We start from the raw sequence: 20,268 nt of genomic DNA on the forward strand, positions 1-20,268 counted from the left end.
TTGGACAGGACAGGTTAATAACCCTGGTCAATTTTCATCCGGAATTTACCGGTTTACATAGTCATTTTCAACCGGCGTCAACAGTCACGGTTGAGTGCCGAAATTTGATGTGCTGTGGGTATGTTACGAATATGTGCAATCTGCTTCCACCTATATTTTCGACATCTTAGGCTTCAGCGTAACCGAACAACGCGAAAATGGCATATAAGCAATTTGTTGAAAAAAAGGGCCGTGTCCGGCCCTTTCTAGTCGATATTAATATCTAAGCTTTCGTTGTAACTTCGAAAAAGTATTAGTTCATACTCCTTTGTGTTAACAAGCGATTTCAGCAGTTAGCCGATTTTTACGCAGTAGGGTGAATAGCCCAAAAGCTGAGCCAATCAACCATCCCGCGCCCGGTACAGGCACTGTTGTAATGGCGCTGGCGGAAAGTGGTGAGGTTGTGGCAATTAAGGCGCCGCTACCGAACCCAAGTGCGCTGGCAAGGCCGGTTGCCGAGAGGTAAACGCTTTCCGCGCTACCAAATAAAGTGCCGAAGCCACTGATTTGGTTGGTGGAAAAGCCAAGCGTATCGGAATCAAAGGCGAAATTGTCTAGTTTTGCGGTCAATAGATCTCCGCTTATAAATACTCCTGGGAGATTCGCATAGGGAAAAGGTATTTCACCTGAAATTGATAAAGCTCCTGTATTGGCTATGTACGAACCATCGCCCGAAAATAGTGCGGTCAACACAAAGTAGGCTGGATGGGATGCGCTGGATGTAACGCTTGTAGAGCCTAGATTAAAAGTTAAAGGCGCTCCAGAATTGGTTGCGGCAAATAAATAATTATTGCCTCCGAGGTCAAACAAATTTATTTGCGCATCATTATAAAAGTTAGGATTGCCGGATTCCGGGATGCCCGGTAAGCTCATTACTGCAGAATGACTCAGTGGCGAATATGCAATCAGCATAACCAATGCACAAGCCACAATGTTTTTGAATCTAATCATAAATACCACCTTAATTTGATCTAAATAAAAGTTCCCCCGCGTCTACGAGTATATGGTAAATGACTAGCATTGCCAGCTGAAAACCGGCCTTTAATGCGATCTTAATATGCGGCCAAACTATGGTGACTTTGTTGTTAAGATAAGATTAAAAAAGAATTTATTCATTAAAAAGAGCATAAAAAGTGTTAGTGTTTTTCGCTATGAAGTTTTAGCGTAGAGCCAGGCAAGTTAAACTCTCCTGTCAATAGCGGATAGCCAATTATTCTGTGAGGTAGCTTCGCAAAGTTTCACATTACTTTGCGAGAGGAGCATGGAATCATAATGTACTAACGGAATGCCGGACAGCCTAAAGGAGGTGGTGAAGGCGAAATCCTGTTGCAAAAGACTAGTGTTTTAAGTCCGTCAAAATCTTGTCTCTCACCAATTGTCCGGATAGCGTCACCATCGGCATGCCGCCGCCAGGGTTCACGCTGCCGCCAACAAAATACACATTCCGGAATTCGCTGCTGCGTTGCGGTGCTTTGAAGCCCAGGTTTTGCCAGCGGTCCGCTACCACGCCGTAGATCGAGCCCAAGTTGGAATAATACTTGGCCTGAATGTCCAGCGGAGTCCAGTACTCCTCGGTGACGATATGCTTGCGTAAGTCCGTCAAGCCCATGCGCTCCAGTTTGGCCAGCACCCGCTCGCGCAAGGCCCAATAATCGTCGGCGGTCAACGGTTTCTCCGGATCGATATGCGGTATGTGCGGCAGGATTTTGATGATCTCGCAACCCGCCGGCGCCTGGCTGGGATCGGTTTTGCACGGCGCGACCAGATAAATGGTCGGATCGTCGGACAGGCGGTGGCTTTTGAATACCGCATCGAAATGTTCGCGGGGATGATCGGAGTAAAAGAAGTTGTGATGCGCCAGTTGCGGATAAATCGTATCCACGCCCAAATGCAGCACCAGTCCCGAACAGCTGGGCTCGAAACGTTGCATTTTTTTCAGTTCGCCGGCCGGACTGCTTAACAGCTTTTGCATGGCCGGAATCACTTCCATGTTGGATACCACGATGTCGGCCGCCAAGCGTTCGCCATTTTGCAATAACACGCCGGTGGCGCGGTTATCTTGAGTCTGTATTTCGGTGACTTCGGTATTTAAACGAATGTTAACGCCCAACTCCAGGGCCAGTTTTTCCATGGCTTGAGCCATGCCGTACATCCCGCCTTTGACGTACCACAGGCCGTATTCGTATTGAATGTAAGGCATTAGGTTCATCAGGGCCGGCGCATCGTAAGGCGACGAACCGACGTATTTGATGAAATAATTCAGGATGTCGACCAATTTGGGGTTGGAAATAAATCGTCGCACGCCTTGGTCCATATTACGGAATACATCGAAATTCAGGCTGCGTATTGGGCCGTAAAATTTCAGCAATTCCCAAAATGTATCCAGGCCTTTGGCGAAATAACCGGCTTCGGTTTCGCTGCCGAGCTTTCTGGAATAGGCCATGAAACGTTCGAATTCCGCGTAGGTGTCGGGACCGAGTTTGTCCAGTTCCCGGCGCTGGTTATCCGCGTCTTCACATAAATCGATGGTGGTGCCGTCTTCAAAGAAGTTGCGCCAGTGCGGTTCGACTTTTTCGATGCCTACGTAATCGGCCATGTTTTTGCCGACGCGGCTGAACAGCGCTTCGAAGATATGCGGCATGGTCAGAATCGATGGTCCTAAATCGAAGGTAAAGCCGTCTTTGGTCATGATGTTGAGCTTACCGCCGACCTTGTCGTTTTTTTCCAGCAATTCGACGTTAAAACCTTCGGAGGCCAGCGAAATGGCCGCCGACAGGCCGCCCAGGCCAGCGCCGATAACGACGACGTTTTTATTCTTATTCATCAGTAATCCCGTTTCCATGACAACAGTAATTTCAGGTTTTGCCAGCGTTGGGTTAAATCGAACGCCGAGTATTCTTTAAAGGCTTCCAGCGCCGGCCAGTTGCGCTTGATGCGTTGCAGCAGCGAGCCGGAGCCGTAGACAAAATCGATATAGCCCTTGAATTGCCGATAACGCTGGTCGGAATACGGAAACCAGTTCGGCTCCTTGGGCAAGTGGCTGCGGCTGGTGAGGCCGGACACCGGATAACTAAACTGCCGCAGGCCCTCTGCGCCGTGGTAACGGCCGAAACCGCTTTTTTTCACGCCGCCGAAGGGCAGGCCGGGGTGGCCGATGTTTTTCAGTACATCGTTAATCACCCAGTTGCCGACTTGCAACTGGCTGGCGATGCGCTCGGCCTTGGCAATATCGTTGCTCCAAACGCTGGCGTTCAGGCCCAAGTCGCTGTCGTTGGCCAGTCGTAAGGCCTGACCTTCGTCCTCGAATGTCATCACTGGCAACAACGGCCCGAAGGTTTCTTCGCGCATGACGCGCATGCCATGATTAACCTGCCACAGTAAAACGGGTTTGACATAGTTGCCTTGCCGTTCCAGCGGGCCGGAGGCGCGCGCGCCTTGGGCGATAGCGTCATCGTAATGCGCTTTTACGATGGCAAATTGCCTGTCGCTGACCATGGCGCCCAGGTCGCCGTGTTCGCCGTGACCGACCTGCAATTTAGCGACGCCCTGTTGCAGTAGCGCCAGGAACTCGTCGAAACAATTCTGCTGCACGTACAAGCGTTCCACCGAAACGCAAGCCTGGCCGCTGTTGCAAAAGCCGCCGTATAAAGCCGCATCGGCCGCGCGTTGCAGGTTGGCGTCCGCAAATACCAACATGGGGTCCTTGCCGCCCAATTCCAGTAAAACCGGGATCGGATGTTGCGCGGCGCGTTGCATCACTGCACGGCCGGTTGTCAGGCCGCCGGTGAAAAATACCAGGTCGGGGCCGGCATCGATTAGCTCCGTTCCCGCGGCGCCATCGCCCACGACACATTGCACCAAATTTTCCGGCAAATCCAGCCGCCGGCAAAGCTCGAAAATTAATTGGCCTATCGGCAAGCTTAATTCGGAAGTTTTAAAGATTACTGCATTACCGGCGTATAGCGCGGTCAACAGCGGTGCCATGGTCAGCTGAAAAGGATAATTCCACGGCGAAATGATGGCGACGACACCGTAGGGCCGCCGTTCGATGCCGGCGGTGGCGCCGGGGAAGGCAAACGGCGACGTCATCACGCCTTGGCGACGCAAAATAGAGCCGGCGTGCTTTTGATAAAACTTGAGCAAATCCAGAATCGGATACAGCTCGCCCAGCAAGGCTTCGGTACGAACCTTGCCGGTGCTCCGGACGATGATATCGCAAATTGAATCCAGCTCGGTTAGCAGCAACGGCACGAATTTACCGAGAATGGCGGCTCGGGATTTCACCGACAGTTTTGCCCAGCTAGCCCCGGCTACGCGGGCCGCGCGCATTTGTCGGCGGATGGACTCGGTGGAACTGACGGCAAATTCGCCCAATGGCTCACCGTCGATCGGCGAAACGGATCGAATACTATGCATATCAGGCCTTGGCTTTTTTCAGCCAGCTGCTATGCGAGATATCCTTGAACGGCACCCGGTGTTTTTTTGAGATTAAATTCGAAGAAATCCGCGCCGATTCGTAAATGGTTGGCAAACCGCTGCCGGGGTGGGTGCCGCCGCCCACCAGATAGCAATTGTCCAATTCCTCGAAACGGTTATGCGGCCGCCAGTACAGCATCTGGCTGAATTTATGCGACAGACTGAAAGTGGCGCCCTTGTAAACGTGCTCATCGCTTTCCCAGGTTTGCGGAGTGATGATTTTCTCGCATTCGATATGCGCGCGAATGTCATTCAAGCCTAGACGGGCACCCAAAGTATCCAGCACTTGTTCGCGCACTTCCCGGCAATGCGCTTGCCAATCCAGCTTGCTGTCGTTGTTCGGCATCGGCACCAATACATACAATGCCGACTTGCCGACCGGGGCCAAATCGGGGTCGCTGGCGCAGGCATTTTGCACGTAAAACGAAAAGTCGTCTGTCAGGGTTTTACGGCTGAAGATATTACGGATGTTGGTAGTGTAATCCTTGGCGAAGACGATGGTGTGATGCGGCAGGTCGTAAAGTTTATCCAGCCCTAGATAGAGCATGAAGGTGGAACAGGAATACTCGCGTTTTTCCAAGGCCTCATGGCCGTATTTACGCAAAGTACCCGGCGCAACCAGCTTGGTCATGGCGTGGGCAAAGTCCGCGTTAACGACGACTTCGTCGCATCGTACTTCCTCGCCGCCGGCCAGTTTGACGCCCTTGGCCGCGCCGTTTTCAATCAGCAAGGATTCGACCGGACTGTCGGTGTGAATCTCGCCGCCGTTTTCCTTGATGACGGCCGCCATGGCTTGGGCGATGCGGTTCAAGCCGCCGGCCACGTGATAAATGCCGTAGTCATGTTCCAGATAAGGCAGCATGGTAAACAAAGCCGGGCAATCCCAGGGCGACATGCCCAAGTATTTGGATTGAAAACAAAACGCCAGCCGCATTTTTTCCTGGTTGAAGTATTGGCCGAGATTATTGAAGACGCTTTTTGGGAACGCCAGCCAGGGCAGGGCTTTGATCAAATCCCACGACAAAAACGACGCCAGTGACGAGTAATCCCGGGTAATACAGGGGTATAAGGCATTGAAGCGGTTACGTTCATTTTCGATAAAGCGCTCGTAGCCGTCCGCGCCTTCGTCAAACACACGATTGAGTTCCGCGCGCATGTTTTCCCGGTCGGAAAATACCGACAATTCGCGGTCGGCGTACACCAATTTGTACATGGGGTTCAGCGGCATGAAGTGCAAATAGTCTTCGCTGCGCCGCTCGCATAAGGCAAACATTTCATCCAGCACGCCTTTCATCAACAAAAATGTCGGGCCGGTATCGAAGGTAAAGCCGTTCATGCGGATGGCGCGATTGCGGCCGCCGACTTCCGGGTTTTTGTCGAATATCGAGACTTTAAAGCCGCGCTGGCTGAGCAGCATGCCGGCGCAAAGCCCGCCCGGGCCGGCGCCTACGATAATAATATGTTTGGATTGGGGCATGAGTGTTATCGATCCGTTGACGTGTCTAAACGTTGAAATAAATGTGTAATGTAACAGTTAATGTATAAAAAACCGAAAATCGAAGCCGGTTCAAGTGGGGAGATATCTTAGCCTCAACGTTGGCAAACTTGGGTTTTACAGGGATTGCCGCCAAACAGACGGCCTAAACGAATCCGGTGGCGGGCGAATAAGCCGTACAGCCAATCGAAGAATTGTCTCAGTATCGGCCATCCGGTGGGCGCCAGTAGCCATCCCAAACCGACGGCTCGATAGCAGGCCCGAAATACAGGCATGCCCTTGATGAGCCGGCCGTCGGGATAAATTCCATGAATTTCCGCCATCAATTCAGTTAGGGTTTTGCCGAAAACGGCCGCATCGAAGCCTTCAGCATGAATGTCCTGAAATTCCAATTTGTGCCGGGTGTTTTTCCAGCGCAGCCAAGCCACTTCTTTTCGGCAGATGGGACATTTGCCATCGTAAAATAATGTAAATTCGGGCTGATTGAACATGAATGTCGTTTCCTGATCGGTTTGATGCCTTACAGTTTGCCGGGATAACGCAAAAATGCCAGTTTAGTGGCCTGGGCTGGCTAAATCATGAATTTAGTGTGAAGATTCCGCTTTTTTGTTTGGGTATTTGAACAGACGATGTCCGCCATTTCCCGCTACGCTCACAGTACCAACCTGATCGGTATCGCAACCTCGTGCATGGCAAGTCCGTTATTCAATGAAAATCCGCAAGCCCTGCATATAGCCGGCACCCGGGAAGCCGCGGCCGGCCTATTCGAAAAACTGGCCCAACAGCGTACTTTGGCCGCCTGCGGACAGGTGTTCCAGGATTACATGTGCGTGGTATTCGGCTTCGAGGCCGAACAGCGTCTGGGCCTGGATAAACAAGGCCGGCGGCGTTTTCGCAGCAGCTATTTGCGTTTGATTCAGGACTGGGGACTGGACTCGAACAACGCCCAAGGGGCGGTATTTAAAGGCTGGGTGGAAAGTCGCTTCGGTTTGTTTCCCAATTTTCACAAGCAGCCGTTGAACGGTTTCATGGACAAAAACTGGCTGGTCTATATCGAGGAAAAGATGAACAACCGCTATCACAACAACTGTATTTTTATGCAGCTGGATTTGCTGTACGAATATTGCCAGTGGGTGGTAGAGCGTTTTCGGATACCGGCCGCCCGGCATAAAACCCTGTATCGCGGGGTCGATAACCTGGATGATTACAGTGTGGCGGCGGATGTCGACAAAACGCAAAAAATAGTGTGCTTTAACAGTCTGGTGTCCTTTACCGACCAGCGCAATATCGCCAGCGAATTTGGAGCCTATATTCTGGAGGTGCAAGTGCCGGTGGTGAAGCTGGTTTTTTTTAACGAATTGCTGCCCCACCACGCCCTGCACGGCGAAGCCGAATATTTGGTGATAGGCGGCGATTATCGGGTCAAAGTACAGCGTTAAGCGAGGCTATGCGATGGATAAGCAATTGTTGAATCGGGCGCTGGGCGCTTATCTGGGATTCGCTTGCGGCGATGCGCTGGGTGCGACAGTGGAGTTTTTGTCGCCCAGACAAATTCAAAAACGCCATGGTGTGCACACCGAAATGATAGGCGGCGGTTGGTTGGGGTTGGAAGCCGGACAGGTTACCGACGATACCCAAATGTCCCTGGCGATTGGGGACGCTATTCTCGAACAACAGGGCTGGAATTTAACCGCCGTTGCCGATAAATTCGTCGCCTGGCTGGAAAGCAATCCGCCGGATGTCGGCAATACCTGCCGGCGCGGTATTTTGCGTTATCGCGATAGCGGCATTCTGCAAGGCCGGCCGCAAGCCGACGAGGCCGGCAACGGCGCCTGCATGCGCAATCTGCCGGTGGTGTTGGCAACGCTGTATAGTCCGACTAGCTTTGAAACCTGGACCTTGCAGCAGGCCCGCCTGACGCATCATCATCCATTATCCGATGCGGCGACGTTGGCTTTAGGCCGGATGGCGGGCGGATTGATCAAAGGGGAGACGGTGGCGGAGTGTAAACCGGAAATTGATAAGCTAATCGGTCAATTCGGCGAATTTGCCTATGCTCCCTACCCGGGCAAGGCCGGCGGATACATCGTCGATACGCTGCAGACGGTGCTGCATTATTTTTTTACTACCGGTGATTTCGAGTCATGCCTGATCGCCACGGTTAACCAGGGCGGAGATGCCGATACTACCGGCGCCTTGGCGGGGATGCTGGCGGGCGCGGCATACGGATGGGAGCAAATACCTCGGCGTTGGCTGGCGCAGCTGGAACCGGCTGTTGCGGAACAGTTGCGGCGGCAGGCGCGGGGGCTGGTCGAATACGCCGAGGATATGGGTGTTTAGCCTTTGGCTTTTATGGCCGCCGAAATTTGATTTCTTAAGTCCAGCGACATGCCGGTGATGATGTAAAAACCGTTACGCCATTCCGCATCTTCCGCCAGCGTGGCTTGTTCGCGCGCCGTGGTACGTTGGTCCTTGCTGCCGCCTTGCACGGCCACCCTTTCGTAATGGCAGGCGGTAAAGAACAGTTGCGCCGTGGTTCTTCTGGCCACAATGCGACGCTTGCCGCGGTTGGTGACGCCGGGCGTGGGCACGGTGTATTCGTAATATTGTCCGGAAGGCAGGTCGCCGAAGTTATTGCCGAAATTGCTGCCGTCTTTCACCGGATACGGAAACGGTCCGTTCGAGATGATCAAGGCGATGGTTTGCCGGGCTTCCGGCGGCAGGCAGTCGTAATCGATGGAAAACAAGGCGTTGCCCATGCCGCCGCCTCGCCCCAGCATGCCTTGCCGGCGCAAGCCATGTTGTTCTTCCAGAATATCTCGAAAAGTAGTCGTGACGGGGCCTGGCATGATAGATTCTCCAATGGGTAAGCATAAAACGGGTTGGGTCTAAATGTAGTTTACGCGTTGGGCGTCGGCAAGTATGCCGCGCAAAAATGCATGCCGCCGCTACCGCAAACAAGAGGGGAAACATGATCACCACGGGAAAAATAGCGATTTTTAAAAAATATGCCGGCGATATCGATGGTTGGGCGCGCACGGCGGCGGCCGAAGAGAAAGCCGCGATATCGGACGCCGACTGGTATGAAATCGACGGCCTGATCCAGGATTATGCCTTGGTCAAAAAGGGTTTGGCATCCGCAAGATATGCGGAAAAACTGGAGCTACGCATGCAAAACGCCGCCCCGGGCTCGGAGGATGCCGCCGAACTCAAGGCGCTGATCGTGCAATGGGCCTAAGTTTGCAGCGTGAGCCGGGTTTGCGGCCGCAATTGCGCTTCAAACTCATCGATCGGTAAAGGCTTGCCGAAAAAGTAGCCTTGGTAAGCCATGCAGCCGTTTTGTTGCAAAAACTGAAACTGTTGTTCGGTTTCAACGCCCTCGGCGATCACATTAAGTTGGAAATTCAAGGCGATGTCGATGATGTTTTTGACCATCATCGCATCGTTGGCGTCGGTCGCAATATCCCGCACAAAGCTTTGGTCGATTTTTATTTGATCGATGGGCAGCCGTTTCAGGTAAGACAGCGACGAATATCCGGTGCCGAAATCGTCCAGGGATAAACGAATACCGAGCGTTTGCAAGGCCAGCATTTTGTTCACCACGTCGTCGATATCTTGCAGAATCACGCTTTCGGTCAACTCCAGTTTCAGGCGCTCCGGCTCGATGGCGTGCGCCCGGACGATGTTGGCTATGGACTCGACAAAGTCGGGCATCATGAATTGGTGGGCGCTGACATTGATCGCCAGCATCAGATTGCGGGTGGCGCCGTGGTGACGCCACATCGCCAATTGCCGGCAGGCGGTTTCGGCCACCCAGAGGCCTATATCCAGTATCAAGCCGGTTTCCTCGGCTATCGGAATGAATTGGGCCGGCGAAATCGTGCCCCGCTCGGGGTATAGCCAGCGCAACAAGGCTTCCGCGCCGAAAGGCCGGCCCCGGTTGTCGTATTGGATTTGATAATACAGTTGCAATTGCCGATGGGATAAGGCCTTGCGTAAATCCGACTCCATGGCCGCGCGCCATTCCACGGAATGCTGTAAAGCCGGATCGAAAAAATGGACCCGGTTGCGGCCGCTGTTTTTGGCGTGGTACATGGCAATGTCGGCTTGTTTGATCACGTCGTCGGCAGCGAGCCCGTGGCCCTGAAACAAGCTTACGCCTATGCTCGGCGAGCTGATGTGCACATGCATCTGAAATTGAAACGGCATGGCCAGCGAGGCGCGGATTTTTTCGGCAACCAGACTTATGCGCTGGGAGGCTTCCTCGGTCGTGTCGCCGAGGTCCTCGAACAGCACCACGAATTCATCGCCGCCGAACCGCGCCACGGTATCCACTTCGCGAATACCGGTTTTGATGCGTTCGGCCACTTCGATCAGCATTAAGTCCCCGATGTTATGGCCCAAGGTGTCGTTGAGGGATTTGAATTTGTCCATATCCAGGAACAGCAGCGCGCCGTATTGCCTGCTGCGCTCCGATGCCATCAGCGCCAGATCCAAACGGTCGAGCAGCAGGCGGCGGTTGGGTAATTTGGTCAAAGGGTCGTAGAAAGCCAGATTACGGATTTCTTCTTCCGCCTGTTTGCGCTCGGTGATGTCGGTAAAAATGGCCACGTATTCGGTGGGTTGGTTGCGGTTGTCCTTCAGCGCGGTAATGGTCAACCATTTCGGGTAGATTTGCCCGTTCTTGCGCTTGTCCCAAATCTCGCCTTCCCAGGTTCCGACGCTAAGCAGCTGGTTCCACATGGCTTGATAGAAGGTTTTATCGTGCCGCCCCGAGCTCAAAATCCGCGGATTTCCGCCGATCACTTCATTCGCCGTAAAGCCTGTGATTTGCTCGAAGGCCTGATTCACCCGCAGGATATTGGCCATCGCATCGGTAATCATGATGGCTTCGTGGGTTTCGAAGGTGGCGGCGGCGATGCGCAACTCATCCTCGGCTTTTTTGCGGTCGGTGATGTCGGACCAGTAGCCGACCAGTTCCAAGGGCTTGCCTTCACTATCGCGAATCAGTACCAGTTCGTCATGCATCCAACGGTATCCGCCGTCTTTATGCAGGAAGCGGTACTCCTGTTTGTGGGAGCCGGCGTGCAACACCCGCGGCAGGTCCGCCAACACCCTGGCGCGATCTTCCGGGTGAATCCGGTTCAACCAGAATCCGGTTTCGCCGATAAAATCCCCGGGCCGATAACCCAGTTGCGCGCCGACATTCTCGCTTATGAAGGTTGTGTCGTAACTACCCGACGCGCGGCGGGCATAAATGATGGCGGGGGTGGATTTAAGCAGAAATTCAAGCCGGGACTGTACTGCTTTCAAGGTCTCTTCCGCCTGCTTGCGCTCGCTGATATCGTGCGCCAGTGCGCAATTGAACTCTTTGCCGTCGTACTCGAAGTAGTTGGCGACTATTTCCACCGGAAAAATCGTGCCGTCGCTACGCTTATGGGCGGATTCGAAGCGCAGGCTTTTGTTGAGTTTCAAGTCCCGCCAATGCTCCGGCCACCGCTCAATGGGGTAATAGGGGTCGAGGTCCGCAATGCTCAGCCGGCACAATTCCTCGTGGCTGTATCCCAGCTTCTGGCAGGCGGTTTTGTTGGCGTCCAGGATGCGGGCATCCCGGTCCAGCCAAAACAATTCCTCTCCCGCATGGTCCAGGCTGAATTGCCGAAAGCTCAGGGATTGTTCCATGCGCTTGCGTTCGGTGATGTCGAGATGCGTGCCTATCATGCGTAACGGCTTGCCGTCGGCGTCGCGGCCGACCACCACGCCGCGCGTCAATATCCAACGCCAACTTCCGTCCCTGTGCCGCAGCCTATGTTCCTTAGCGTAGGACTGGGATTTACCGTCCAGATAGGCGCGCACCGCAGCCAGGATGTCGGCCTTGTCCTCGGGGTGTATGCGGTTTTCCCACTCTTCAAAGCCGTCGCGGATTTCGTCTTCGCCGAAGCCGAGCATTTCCTTCCAGAGTTTGGAAAAAAACACCCGGTTGTCGGCCAGATCCCAATCCCAAACCCCGTCGCCCAAACCTTCCAGGGCGAAGTGCCAGCGATATTCGCTCTCCTTGAGCAATTGTTCCCGGTGGCGGATTTTCCGCGTCAAATCGTCAGCCATGCGGGTGGCGGTAACTTGGCTAAGCATCTTGGCGCGCATCAGATTAAAAAGCAGGCCGCTGAACGTAATGCTGCCCAACAGGATGGCCCAGGCCGGCGCATGGCTGATATGAAAAGGGCCGTCGAACTGATCGAATACTAGCAGCCATTGTCGGCCGTTAAAATCGATCAGGCGGCGCTGTTGCAAGCGGATAGGGTCCGAGGCGGTTATTTGCCGGCTGGCGAACAGCAGGTTGTCCGGCGAGTCCCGGTTGCCGTCATGGATTCGTAAGCCGATAACCCGGTCGTCGCGCGGTTGCCAGTCGCCCAGGATGCCGGAAATCAGGTCATTCATCCGGTAGGGGCTATATACCCAGCCTATCAAGGCTTTTCGGCGTTGTTCCACATTGGCGCGCGGCATATCCCGACCGTAAACGGGTACATACATCAAGGTGCCCGACTGGATTTCCGTGTCCGTCTCCTGAATCAGTTTGACCTTGCCCGACAACGCGGCTTGGCCGGTATCCCGGGCTTGCTCCATCGCGCTTCGCCTTACCGGCTCCGAGAGCATGTCGTAGCCGAAGGCGCGTAAATTGCGGCCGCGGAACGGTTCAAGGTAAATGATGGCGCTATAGCCGGAGCGTTCGCCGGCGGGGTGGACTCGGTAATCCGGAAAGCCTTCGCCACGAATGCGGCCGATATGGCCGGCCAATCGGTCCGGAGCAATCGCCTCGGCAAAGCCAATGCCTTGTACGCCCGGAATATTATCCCGGGTGCGCAAGGCTTCGGTGAATACTTGCCAGTCGTGGCGGGTTACCGAGGTCGAGGCATCGAACAAGGCGGCCCCGCCGCGCAGCGTCATGGCATAGGTCTCCAGCCGCTCCTGAATCTTTAAGACCACATGGTCGCAGGTGAAGGCAAACTGGTGCAGCGCATCGGCATCGATAGCCTGTTTTGCCCACCAACTGCCGCAAGCAGCGGTCAGCAACCCAAGGCCCAGCATTGTCCAAGCGAGCAGCATTTGCTTGGTAATTTTGTTCATAGATGCTGGGCCATGGCGCAACCTCGTGTAAGATTTGGCTTACAAATATACCAAGTTTGCTAGCGTTCGCCATACTAAAAGTGCGTGAATCCGAAGTCGATTTCAATTTGGCCGGTCAAATTGCGCCGGGGTGGGGGTTTTTGCAATGCCGGAACCGTCTCCGCCGGCTGATGTGTGCCGATTTGAGCGCGCAAATCAAAATCCATTCCAAAAAAGTGTGCTTATCGACGATAATAGTCGGCTTTGTAAACGGTCTTGAGCGTATATAGCCAGTTATGAAACTGGAAAAAATCAAACTTTCGGGTTTCAAATCCTTTGTCGATCCTACCAGCATACCGATTAGCGGCAATTTGACCGCTATCGTCGGGCCGAACGGCTGCGGCAAATCCAATATCATCGACGCGGTGCGTTGGGTGATGGGGGAAAGTTCCGCCAAACATTTACGCGGCGGCAATATGGCCGACGTGATTTTCAACGGATCCTCAGGGCGCAAGCCGGTCAGCATGGCCTCGGTGGAATTGGTGTTCGACAACAGCGAGGGCAAGGCTGGCGGCGAATACGCCCAATACGCCACCATTTCGATTAAACGCCAGGTCAGCCGCGACGGCCAATCGCAGTTCATGCTGAACGGTTCCAAATGCCGGCGCAAGGATATTACCGACCTGTTTCTGGGCACCGGCTTGGGTTCGCGCAGTTATGCCATCATCGAACAGGGCACCATATCCCGCATGGTGGAAGCCAAGCCGGAAGACTTGCGGGTACATATCGAGGAAGCGGCCGGCATTTCCAAATACAAGGAGCGCCGTTCGGAAACCGAAACCCGTATGCGCCACACCCGCGAGAATCTGGAGCGGCTGGACGATTTGCGCGACGAGGTGGAAAAGCAAATCAAAAATCTGGCCAAGCAGGCGGAAAAGGCCGAGAAATATACCGAACTCAAAAAACAGGAGCGCCAGTACAAGCAAGAATTGCTGGCCATGCGCTGGCAAAACTTTCAACAACATGCCCAGCAATTGGAAGACAAGTTGCAGGGTATTGCCGCCGAGCACAATCGTTTGTTCGTGCTGTTGCGCGATACCGAAAAAGCCATGGAGCTGAAACGCGGCGAGCAGAAAGCCCAACAGCAACAGCTCGATAGCACGCAGGCCGGCTATTATGCCGTGGTGGGCGAAGTCAGCCGGCTGGAGCAGGCGATCAAACATAGCGAAAAAAGCCACGAAGAAACCCTGCTGGAAATCAAGCGGCTGAAACAGCAGGCGGAACAGGCGCACACCGAGTGCGAGCTGGACAGGCAGCAGCTGGAGGAGATTCGCCAAACCTTGATGGAAGCCGAGGAGACTTTGATTGTTGCCAAGGAGCGCGAAGAAGACTTGCTGGGTATACAGCAGGATGCGCAGTTGCAAAAGCAACAGTGGCAACAACAATGGGAAGCTTTTTTGGCCGAAAACGCCGGTTACCGGGAACAGGCCGAGGTGCAGCGTACCAAGTTGATTCAATTGGAAAATCAAAACCGTCAACTGCAAACCCGGCTGGATAAATTGCAAGGCGAGCGTGGCGGTTTGGCCGAGGCCCAGTTGCAATTCGAGTTGGAAACCCTGGAAAGCAGCATCGAGCTGATCGAAGCCGAACGCGCCCGGTTGCAACAGCAGTTAGAGGATGTATTGCAACGGATTACCGGCTTGCGTCCGGAAATCAAGCAATTGCATGATCAGTTGCACGACCGTCGCGCGCAATTGCAAAAAGTGAACGGTAAAATCAGTTCCTTGGAATTGTTGCAGCAACATGCCATGGGCAAAGACAAAAAAGATCTGGCGGCTTGGCTGGAGCAAGTCGGCCTGGAACAACAGCCGCGTCTGGCCGAATTTCTGGAAGCGGAAGAAGGTTGGGAGACCGCGCTGGAAACAGTGTTGGGTAGCTATCTGGAAGCGATTTGCGTCGACAGTGCCGACAGTATCCTTTCCGAGCTGCAGGAACTCAACAAGCAATCGTTAATTGTATTCGAAACGCATCCTGCGGATGTAGGCGTCTCGGCGGCTGCCGCCGGCTTGGCCGGCAAACTGCGCAGCCGTTGGGATTTGTCCAGCCTGTTAAGCGGGATTTATTGCGCCGATACGCTACAGCAGGCGCGGCAAATGACCTTGCTGGCGCACGAATCGGTGGTATTGGCAGATGGCACTTGGTTAGGTAAGGATTGGATCAAAATAAGTCGCGGCAGTGACAGCAAGGCCGGCGTGCTGCATCGGGAAAAAGAACTGCGCGAATTGAAACATTTGCAATCCGAATTGCAAACGGCAATTGGCGAAGACGAGCAACAATTGGCGGACAGCGAACAGGCTTTAAAAACCGCCGAAGCCAATCGCGAGCAACACCAGAGCCAAGAAAAATTATTGAGCGCCGAATATTCCGCCAAGAGCGCCGAATACAGCGCCCAGTCCGCCCGTTTCGAGCAGCAAAAACGCCGTCTGGAACAGCTGGATCATGAAATCGAGGAAATCAGCCAGCATCTGGCCGAAAATGCCGAAAGCATGTCCGAAGCCGAACTGATCAAACAGGATGCCGAATTGGCTTTAGGCGAACTGGGTGACAAGAAAATGCAATTGGAGCAATTAAGCCGGCAAATTCAGTCGCAACAGCAGGACACCGATGCGTCGGTGGATGAAGCGCGCCGACACTTGCAGCGTCTGCATGCGCAGATCGAATCGTTAAAGGCTTCGGAAGGCTTGACCGCCAAGCAAATCGAGCGCCTGCAAATTCAACATCAACAATCCGCCGACCGGATAGCCGAGCTGGAACATAAATTGGAATTCAGCTTGTTGCCGCTGGACGACGAGAAAATGTTGCTGGAGCAGTTGCTGGAGAAGAAACAGGCTTTTGAAGCCGGACTGGCGGCCGAACGGCAGGCGCAGCAGGCCAGCGAGCAAAGCGTCAGCCAGCTGGCGGAGCTTTATTCCAACACCCAGCGCGAGCTGGAAAAACAGAAAGAAGCGTTGGATAAGGTGCGTTTCGAGCAGCAGGACAGCCGGGTACGCCAGCAAACCGTCGCCGAGCAATTGAGCGAGGCGGATGCCGATCCCCGGCAAATCTTGGCCAACCTGCGGGCCGATGCCAAGGAATCGCTGTGGAAAAGCCGGGTGGACGACCTGGCGGAACAGATTGAACGGTTGGGCTCCATCAATCTGACCGCGATCGAGGAATACAAAACCCAATCCGAACGCATGAAGTTTTTGACGGAGCAGCATGACGATTTGATGGAGGCGTTAAATTCGTTGGACCAAGCCATCGGCAAAATCGACCGGGAAAGCCGCCAGCGTTTTCGGGAAACCTTCGACAAAATCAATAGCGGCTTGCAGGAAAAGTTTCCAAGGCTGTTCGGCGGCGGCCAGGCTTATCTGGAGCTGACCGATCAGGATGTGCTGGAAGCCGGCGTCAACATCATTGCCCGGCCGCCCGGCAAGCGCAACAGTTCGATTCATTTGCTGTCCGGCGGCGAGAAAGCCTTGACGGCGGTGGCCTTGGTGTTTTCGATTTTCGAACTGAACCCGGCGCCGTTTTGTCTGCTGGACGAAGTGGATGCGCCGTTGGACGACGCCAACGTGGTGCGGTTTTCCAAGATGGTGGAGGACATGTCCGCCAGCGTACAGTTTTTATACATTTCACATAACAAAGTCACAATGGAAATTGCAAAACATTTGGCAGGTGTTACCATGAGAGAGCCTGGGGTGTCCAGAATGGTGGCGGTCGATATCGAAGAAGCAGTGAGCATGGCGGAAAGCTAATGGATAAAGAATTATTAAGAGTCGTGATTATTTTGATCGGCATGCTGGTAATGATCGGCATGCTGTTGTGGCATTTCTTTAAATCGCTGCGCGAACGCCGCGAAGCCGGCGATTATTTTGACGATTCCGAGTACAGCGATCGGCTGATCGACGACTTTGAAGTCGAAGAAGACGACGATGAAATGGACATTTTTCCGTCGCATGATGTGGTCGACGGCGACGGCTTGCTCGACGACGAATCCATCAAACCCGTCCCTAAAGAATCGGCCAAACCGGATGCCGTAAAAGGCCAGTCCAAAACCGCGTACCCGGCGCTGATCGAATTCAGTCTGGTTGCGCGCGCCGACGAAGGCTTCAACGGCGAAGACCTGTTCGATGCCTTCGAACATGTCGGCTTGGTGTACGGTAGCGTAAAAGTTTTCGAGCGCATCGATAAAAACCGCTTGGTGGATTTTGCCGTTGCCAGCATGATCGAGCCCGGCACTTTTCCCGATACCCATCTGGATGAGTTTTATTGCCCGGGTATCGTATTTTACATGCAGCCGCGCGAGGTGGATAAGCCGTTGGCGGTATTCGACGACTTTATCGAAACCATCGATACGCTGGCAATGGAACTGGACGGCGTGGTCTGGGACAATCAAAGGCAGCCGCTAACCGCCGAAACCATCGCGCAATTCCGGCAAATGCTGGCCCGATAATCAATCAACCTATGCCTGGCGAGGGCGCATTGCCCTCTTTTCAGTTTAACTTTAGTAGTCAGTAAGTGGATCAAAAACATATCAGAAATTTCTCTATCATCGCCCATATCGATCATGGCAAATCGACATTGGCGGATCGGTTCATTCAAATTTGCGGGGGCTTAAGCGACAGGGAAATGGAGGCCCAGGTTTTGGATTCCATGGATTTGGAGCGCGAACGGGGCATCACGATTAAAGCGCAAAGCGTCACGCTGGATTACAAAGCCAGCGACGGCGAGGTTTATCAACTCAATTTCATCGATACGCCGGGCCACGTGGATTTTTCCTACGAGGTGTCGCGGTCCCTGGCGGCCTGCGAAGGGGCGTTGCTGGTCGTGGATGCCGCGCAAGGCGTGGAAGCGCAAAGCGTGGCCAACTGCTATACCGCCATCGAACAAGGATTGGAAGTGGTGCCGGTGTTGAACAAGATCGATTTGCCCTCCGCCGAACCCGAGCGGGTGATGGAGGAAATCGAAAATGTCATCGGCATTCCGGCCGACGAAGCGCTAAAAATCAGCGCCAAGACCGGCGTCGGCGTCGAATTGGTGCTGGATCAATTGATCCGGAAAATACCGCCGCCGCAGGGCGACCAGAATCAACCCTTGCAAGCGCTGATCATCGATTCCTGGTTCGATAATTATCTGGGCGTGGTGTCCCTGGTGCGCATCGTCAACGGCAGCTTGCGCAAAAAACAAAAGATTACCGTGATGTCGACCGGGAAGTCTTTTTCGGTGGAAAAGTTGGGCGTGTATACGCCCAAGCAATTCGAGAAGCAGCAGTTGAACACCGGAGAAGTGGGCTTTATGGTGGCCGGTATCAAGGATATTTTCGGCGCCCCGGTCGGCGATACCATTACCGCAACCGATAATCCGGCCGCCTCGGCGTTGCCGGGTTTCGAAAAAGTCCAGCCGCGGGTATTCGCCGGTTTGTATCCGGTCAGTTCCGACGATTTCGGCGACATGCGCGAAGCCCTGGATAAATTGCGTTTAAACGATTCCGCCTTGAATTACGAGGCGGAAACCTCGCAGGCCCTCGGCTTCGGTTTCCGCTGCGGCTTTCTGGGCATGCTGCACATGGAAATCGTCCAGGAACGGCTGGAGCGCGAATATAATATCGACCTGATCACCACCGCGCCGACGGTGGTTTACGAGGTGGAAACCCACGGCGGCGAAGTGGTTATGGTGGACAACCCCGCCAAACTGCCCGATGTCGGCACTATTGTGGAAATCCGCGAACCCATCATTTTGGCGAATATCCTGGTGCCGCAAGCATATCTGGGCAATGTGATCAATCTGTGTATCGAAAAACGCGGCGTGCAGAAAAACATGCAATATGCCGGTGCTCAGGTGTCGCTGAATTACGAGTTGCCGATGAGCGAGGTGGTGTTGGATTTCTTCGACCGCCTGAAATCTGTCAGCCGCGGTTATGCCTCGTTCGATTACGAATTCCTGCGCTTCGAGCCGGCACCATTGGTGAAGCTGGATGTATTGATCAACGGCGATAAAGTCGACGCCTTGTCTATCATCGTCCATCGCGATCTCAGCCAGAATCGCGGCCGCGATCTGGTCGAAAAAATGAAGGACCTGATACCGCGGCAGATGTATGAAGTAGCGATTCAGGCGGCGATAGGCTCAAAAGTCATTGCCCGCTCGACGGTAAAAGCCATGCGTAAAAATGTCACGGCCAAGTGTTATGGTGGCGATATTACCCGGAAGAAAAAATTGTTGGAAAAACAAAAAGCGGGCAAAAAGCGCATGAAACAGGTGGGCAGTATCGAGATTCCGCAGGAAGCGTTTCTGGCGGTGTTGCAGGTTAATAAAGAATAACGGCAGTAAAACTTATGGATTACGATTTTTCTTTTTTTCTGGTGATAGCCACGTTTGTGACGGGCGTTGTCTGGGGCGGTTACTGGTTGTATTTAAAATATGCCCATCAACCTTACCCGGTGGACAAGGAACCGTTGTTGGTGGAATACGCCCGCTCGTTCTTTCCGGTGGTGTTGATCGTCTTATTGTTGCGGTCTTTTCTGGTGGAACCGTTCCGGATTCCATCCGGCTCGATGATGCCGACATTATTAATCGGCGATTTTATTTTGGTGAATAAATTCACCTACGGCGTGCGCCTGCCGGTGTTGAACGATAAAGTCATCGAGATGGGCGAGCCCGAACGCGGCGACATCGTGGTATTTCGTTTTCCCAAGCAGCCCAGCGTGGATTACATCAAGCGGGTGATCGGCCTGCCGGGCGACAGGATCGCTTACTTCGGAAAAAAACTGTATGTGAACGGCCAGCCGATTGCCAATACCTCGCTGGGCCGTTATCAAGGCGTGGGCCAAGGCATGACCATGACCGGCGCCGAACGTCTGGAAGAGGATTTGACCGGCGTCAAGCATTCGATTTTGATCAGCCCCGGCGTGCCTACCGTGGAAGATGTGTTTGTGGTGCCGCCTGGCCAGTATTTCGTGATGGGCGACAACCGGGATAACAGTAACGATAGCCGGTATTGGGGCACCGTGCCGGAAGCCAATTTAGTGGGCAAGGCCTTTTTCATCTGGATGAATTGGGACTGGCAAAACAAGGGCATTGCTTTTGACCGAATCGGCACTATTCTGGAATAAACC

At 53.8% G+C, this 20,268-nt stretch carries 14 protein-coding genes; 7 read left to right on the forward strand and 7 right to left on the reverse strand.

What is annotated here, in order from left to right; all coding sequences use genetic code 11:
* Positions 1-312: 312 nt before the first annotated feature.
* The 5 genes from NP596_RS02625 to NP596_RS02645 form a co-directional block, all read right to left on the reverse strand.
* Positions 313-990 carry a hypothetical protein gene (locus NP596_RS02625; protein WP_256613657.1) on the reverse strand — a complete coding sequence of 226 codons (678 nt, stop codon included), beginning with the start codon at positions 988-990 and terminating at the stop codon, positions 313-315.
* A gap of 385 nt (positions 991-1,375) precedes the next feature.
* Positions 1,376-2,863 carry a phytoene desaturase family protein gene (locus NP596_RS02630; RefSeq protein ID WP_256613658.1) on the reverse strand — a complete coding sequence of 496 codons (1,488 nt, stop codon included), beginning with the start codon at positions 2,861-2,863 and terminating at the stop codon, positions 1,376-1,378.
* On the reverse strand, positions 2,863-4,455 hold the full coding sequence (locus NP596_RS02635) for an aldehyde dehydrogenase family protein (RefSeq protein WP_256613659.1): 1,593 nt from the start codon (positions 4,453-4,455) through the stop codon (positions 2,863-2,865). Before NP596_RS02635 ends, NP596_RS02630 begins: the two co-directional genes overlap by 1 nt.
* Before the next feature lies 1 nt (position 4,456).
* Positions 4,457-5,992, reverse strand: a complete 1,536-nt coding sequence (locus NP596_RS02640; protein WP_256613660.1) for a phytoene desaturase family protein — start codon at positions 5,990-5,992, stop codon at positions 4,457-4,459.
* A gap of 113 nt (positions 5,993-6,105) precedes the next feature.
* The gene (locus NP596_RS02645) at positions 6,106-6,501 is read right to left on the reverse strand and encodes a thiol-disulfide oxidoreductase DCC family protein (RefSeq protein ID WP_256613661.1); all 396 of its coding nucleotides are present in this window, start codon (positions 6,499-6,501) and stop codon (positions 6,106-6,108) included.
* A gap of 138 nt (positions 6,502-6,639) precedes the next feature.
* Here NP596_RS02645 and NP596_RS02650 point away from each other — a divergent pair, with 138 nt between their 5' ends.
* Positions 6,640-7,449 carry an NAD(+)--dinitrogen-reductase ADP-D-ribosyltransferase gene (locus NP596_RS02650; RefSeq protein ID WP_256613662.1) on the forward strand — a complete coding sequence of 270 codons (810 nt, stop codon included), beginning with the start codon at positions 6,640-6,642 and terminating at the stop codon, positions 7,447-7,449.
* Positions 7,450-7,462: 13 nt separating this feature from the next.
* On the forward strand, positions 7,463-8,350 hold the full coding sequence (gene draG, locus NP596_RS02655) for an ADP-ribosyl-[dinitrogen reductase] hydrolase (protein WP_256613663.1): 888 nt from the start codon (positions 7,463-7,465) through the stop codon (positions 8,348-8,350).
* Here the strand turns inward: draG and NP596_RS02660 are convergent.
* The gene (locus NP596_RS02660; RefSeq protein ID WP_256613664.1) at positions 8,347-8,859 is read right to left on the reverse strand and encodes a ribonuclease domain-containing protein; all 513 of its coding nucleotides are present in this window, start codon (positions 8,857-8,859) and stop codon (positions 8,347-8,349) included. The genes draG and NP596_RS02660 overlap by 4 nt on opposite strands.
* Positions 8,860-8,981: 122 nt before the next feature.
* Here NP596_RS02660 and NP596_RS02665 point away from each other — a divergent pair, with 122 nt between their 5' ends.
* Entirely contained in the window at positions 8,982-9,248 is a 267-nt protein-coding gene (locus tag NP596_RS02665) for a hypothetical protein (protein ID WP_256613665.1), read from the forward strand.
* Here NP596_RS02665 and NP596_RS02670 read toward each other — a convergent pair.
* A complete protein-coding gene (locus NP596_RS02670; protein ID WP_256613667.1) occupies positions 9,245-13,135 on the reverse strand; it encodes an EAL domain-containing protein in 3,891 nt (1,296 codons plus the stop codon). The two genes, NP596_RS02665 and NP596_RS02670, sit on opposite strands and share 4 nt — an antisense overlap.
* Positions 13,136-13,410: 275 nt before the next feature.
* On the opposite strand from NP596_RS02670, the gene smc reads away from it, so the two are divergent.
* The 4 genes from smc to lepB all read left to right on the forward strand — a co-directional run bounded on the left by smc (position 13,411) and on the right by lepB (position 20,265).
* The gene (gene smc / locus NP596_RS02675) at positions 13,411-16,911 is read left to right on the forward strand and encodes a chromosome segregation protein SMC (protein WP_256613668.1); all 3,501 of its coding nucleotides are present in this window, start codon (positions 13,411-13,413) and stop codon (positions 16,909-16,911) included.
* Positions 16,911-17,609, forward strand: a complete 699-nt coding sequence (locus NP596_RS02680) for a cell division protein ZipA C-terminal FtsZ-binding domain-containing protein (protein WP_256613669.1) — start codon at positions 16,911-16,913, stop codon at positions 17,607-17,609. Before smc ends, NP596_RS02680 begins: the two co-directional genes overlap by 1 nt.
* A gap of 65 nt (positions 17,610-17,674) precedes the next feature.
* Positions 17,675-19,474, forward strand: coding sequence for a translation elongation factor 4 (gene lepA / locus NP596_RS02685; protein WP_256613670.1), 1,800 nt, complete (start codon positions 17,675-17,677; stop codon positions 19,472-19,474).
* A gap of 14 nt (positions 19,475-19,488) precedes the next feature.
* The gene (lepB, locus tag NP596_RS02690) at positions 19,489-20,265 is read left to right on the forward strand and encodes a signal peptidase I (protein ID WP_256613671.1); all 777 of its coding nucleotides are present in this window, start codon (positions 19,489-19,491) and stop codon (positions 20,263-20,265) included.
* Positions 20,266-20,268: the final 3 nt, after the last annotated feature.

Source organism: Methylomonas rivi (assembly GCF_024505165.1).
Taxonomy (GTDB): domain Bacteria; phylum Pseudomonadota; class Gammaproteobacteria; order Methylococcales; family Methylomonadaceae; genus Methylomonas; species Methylomonas rivi.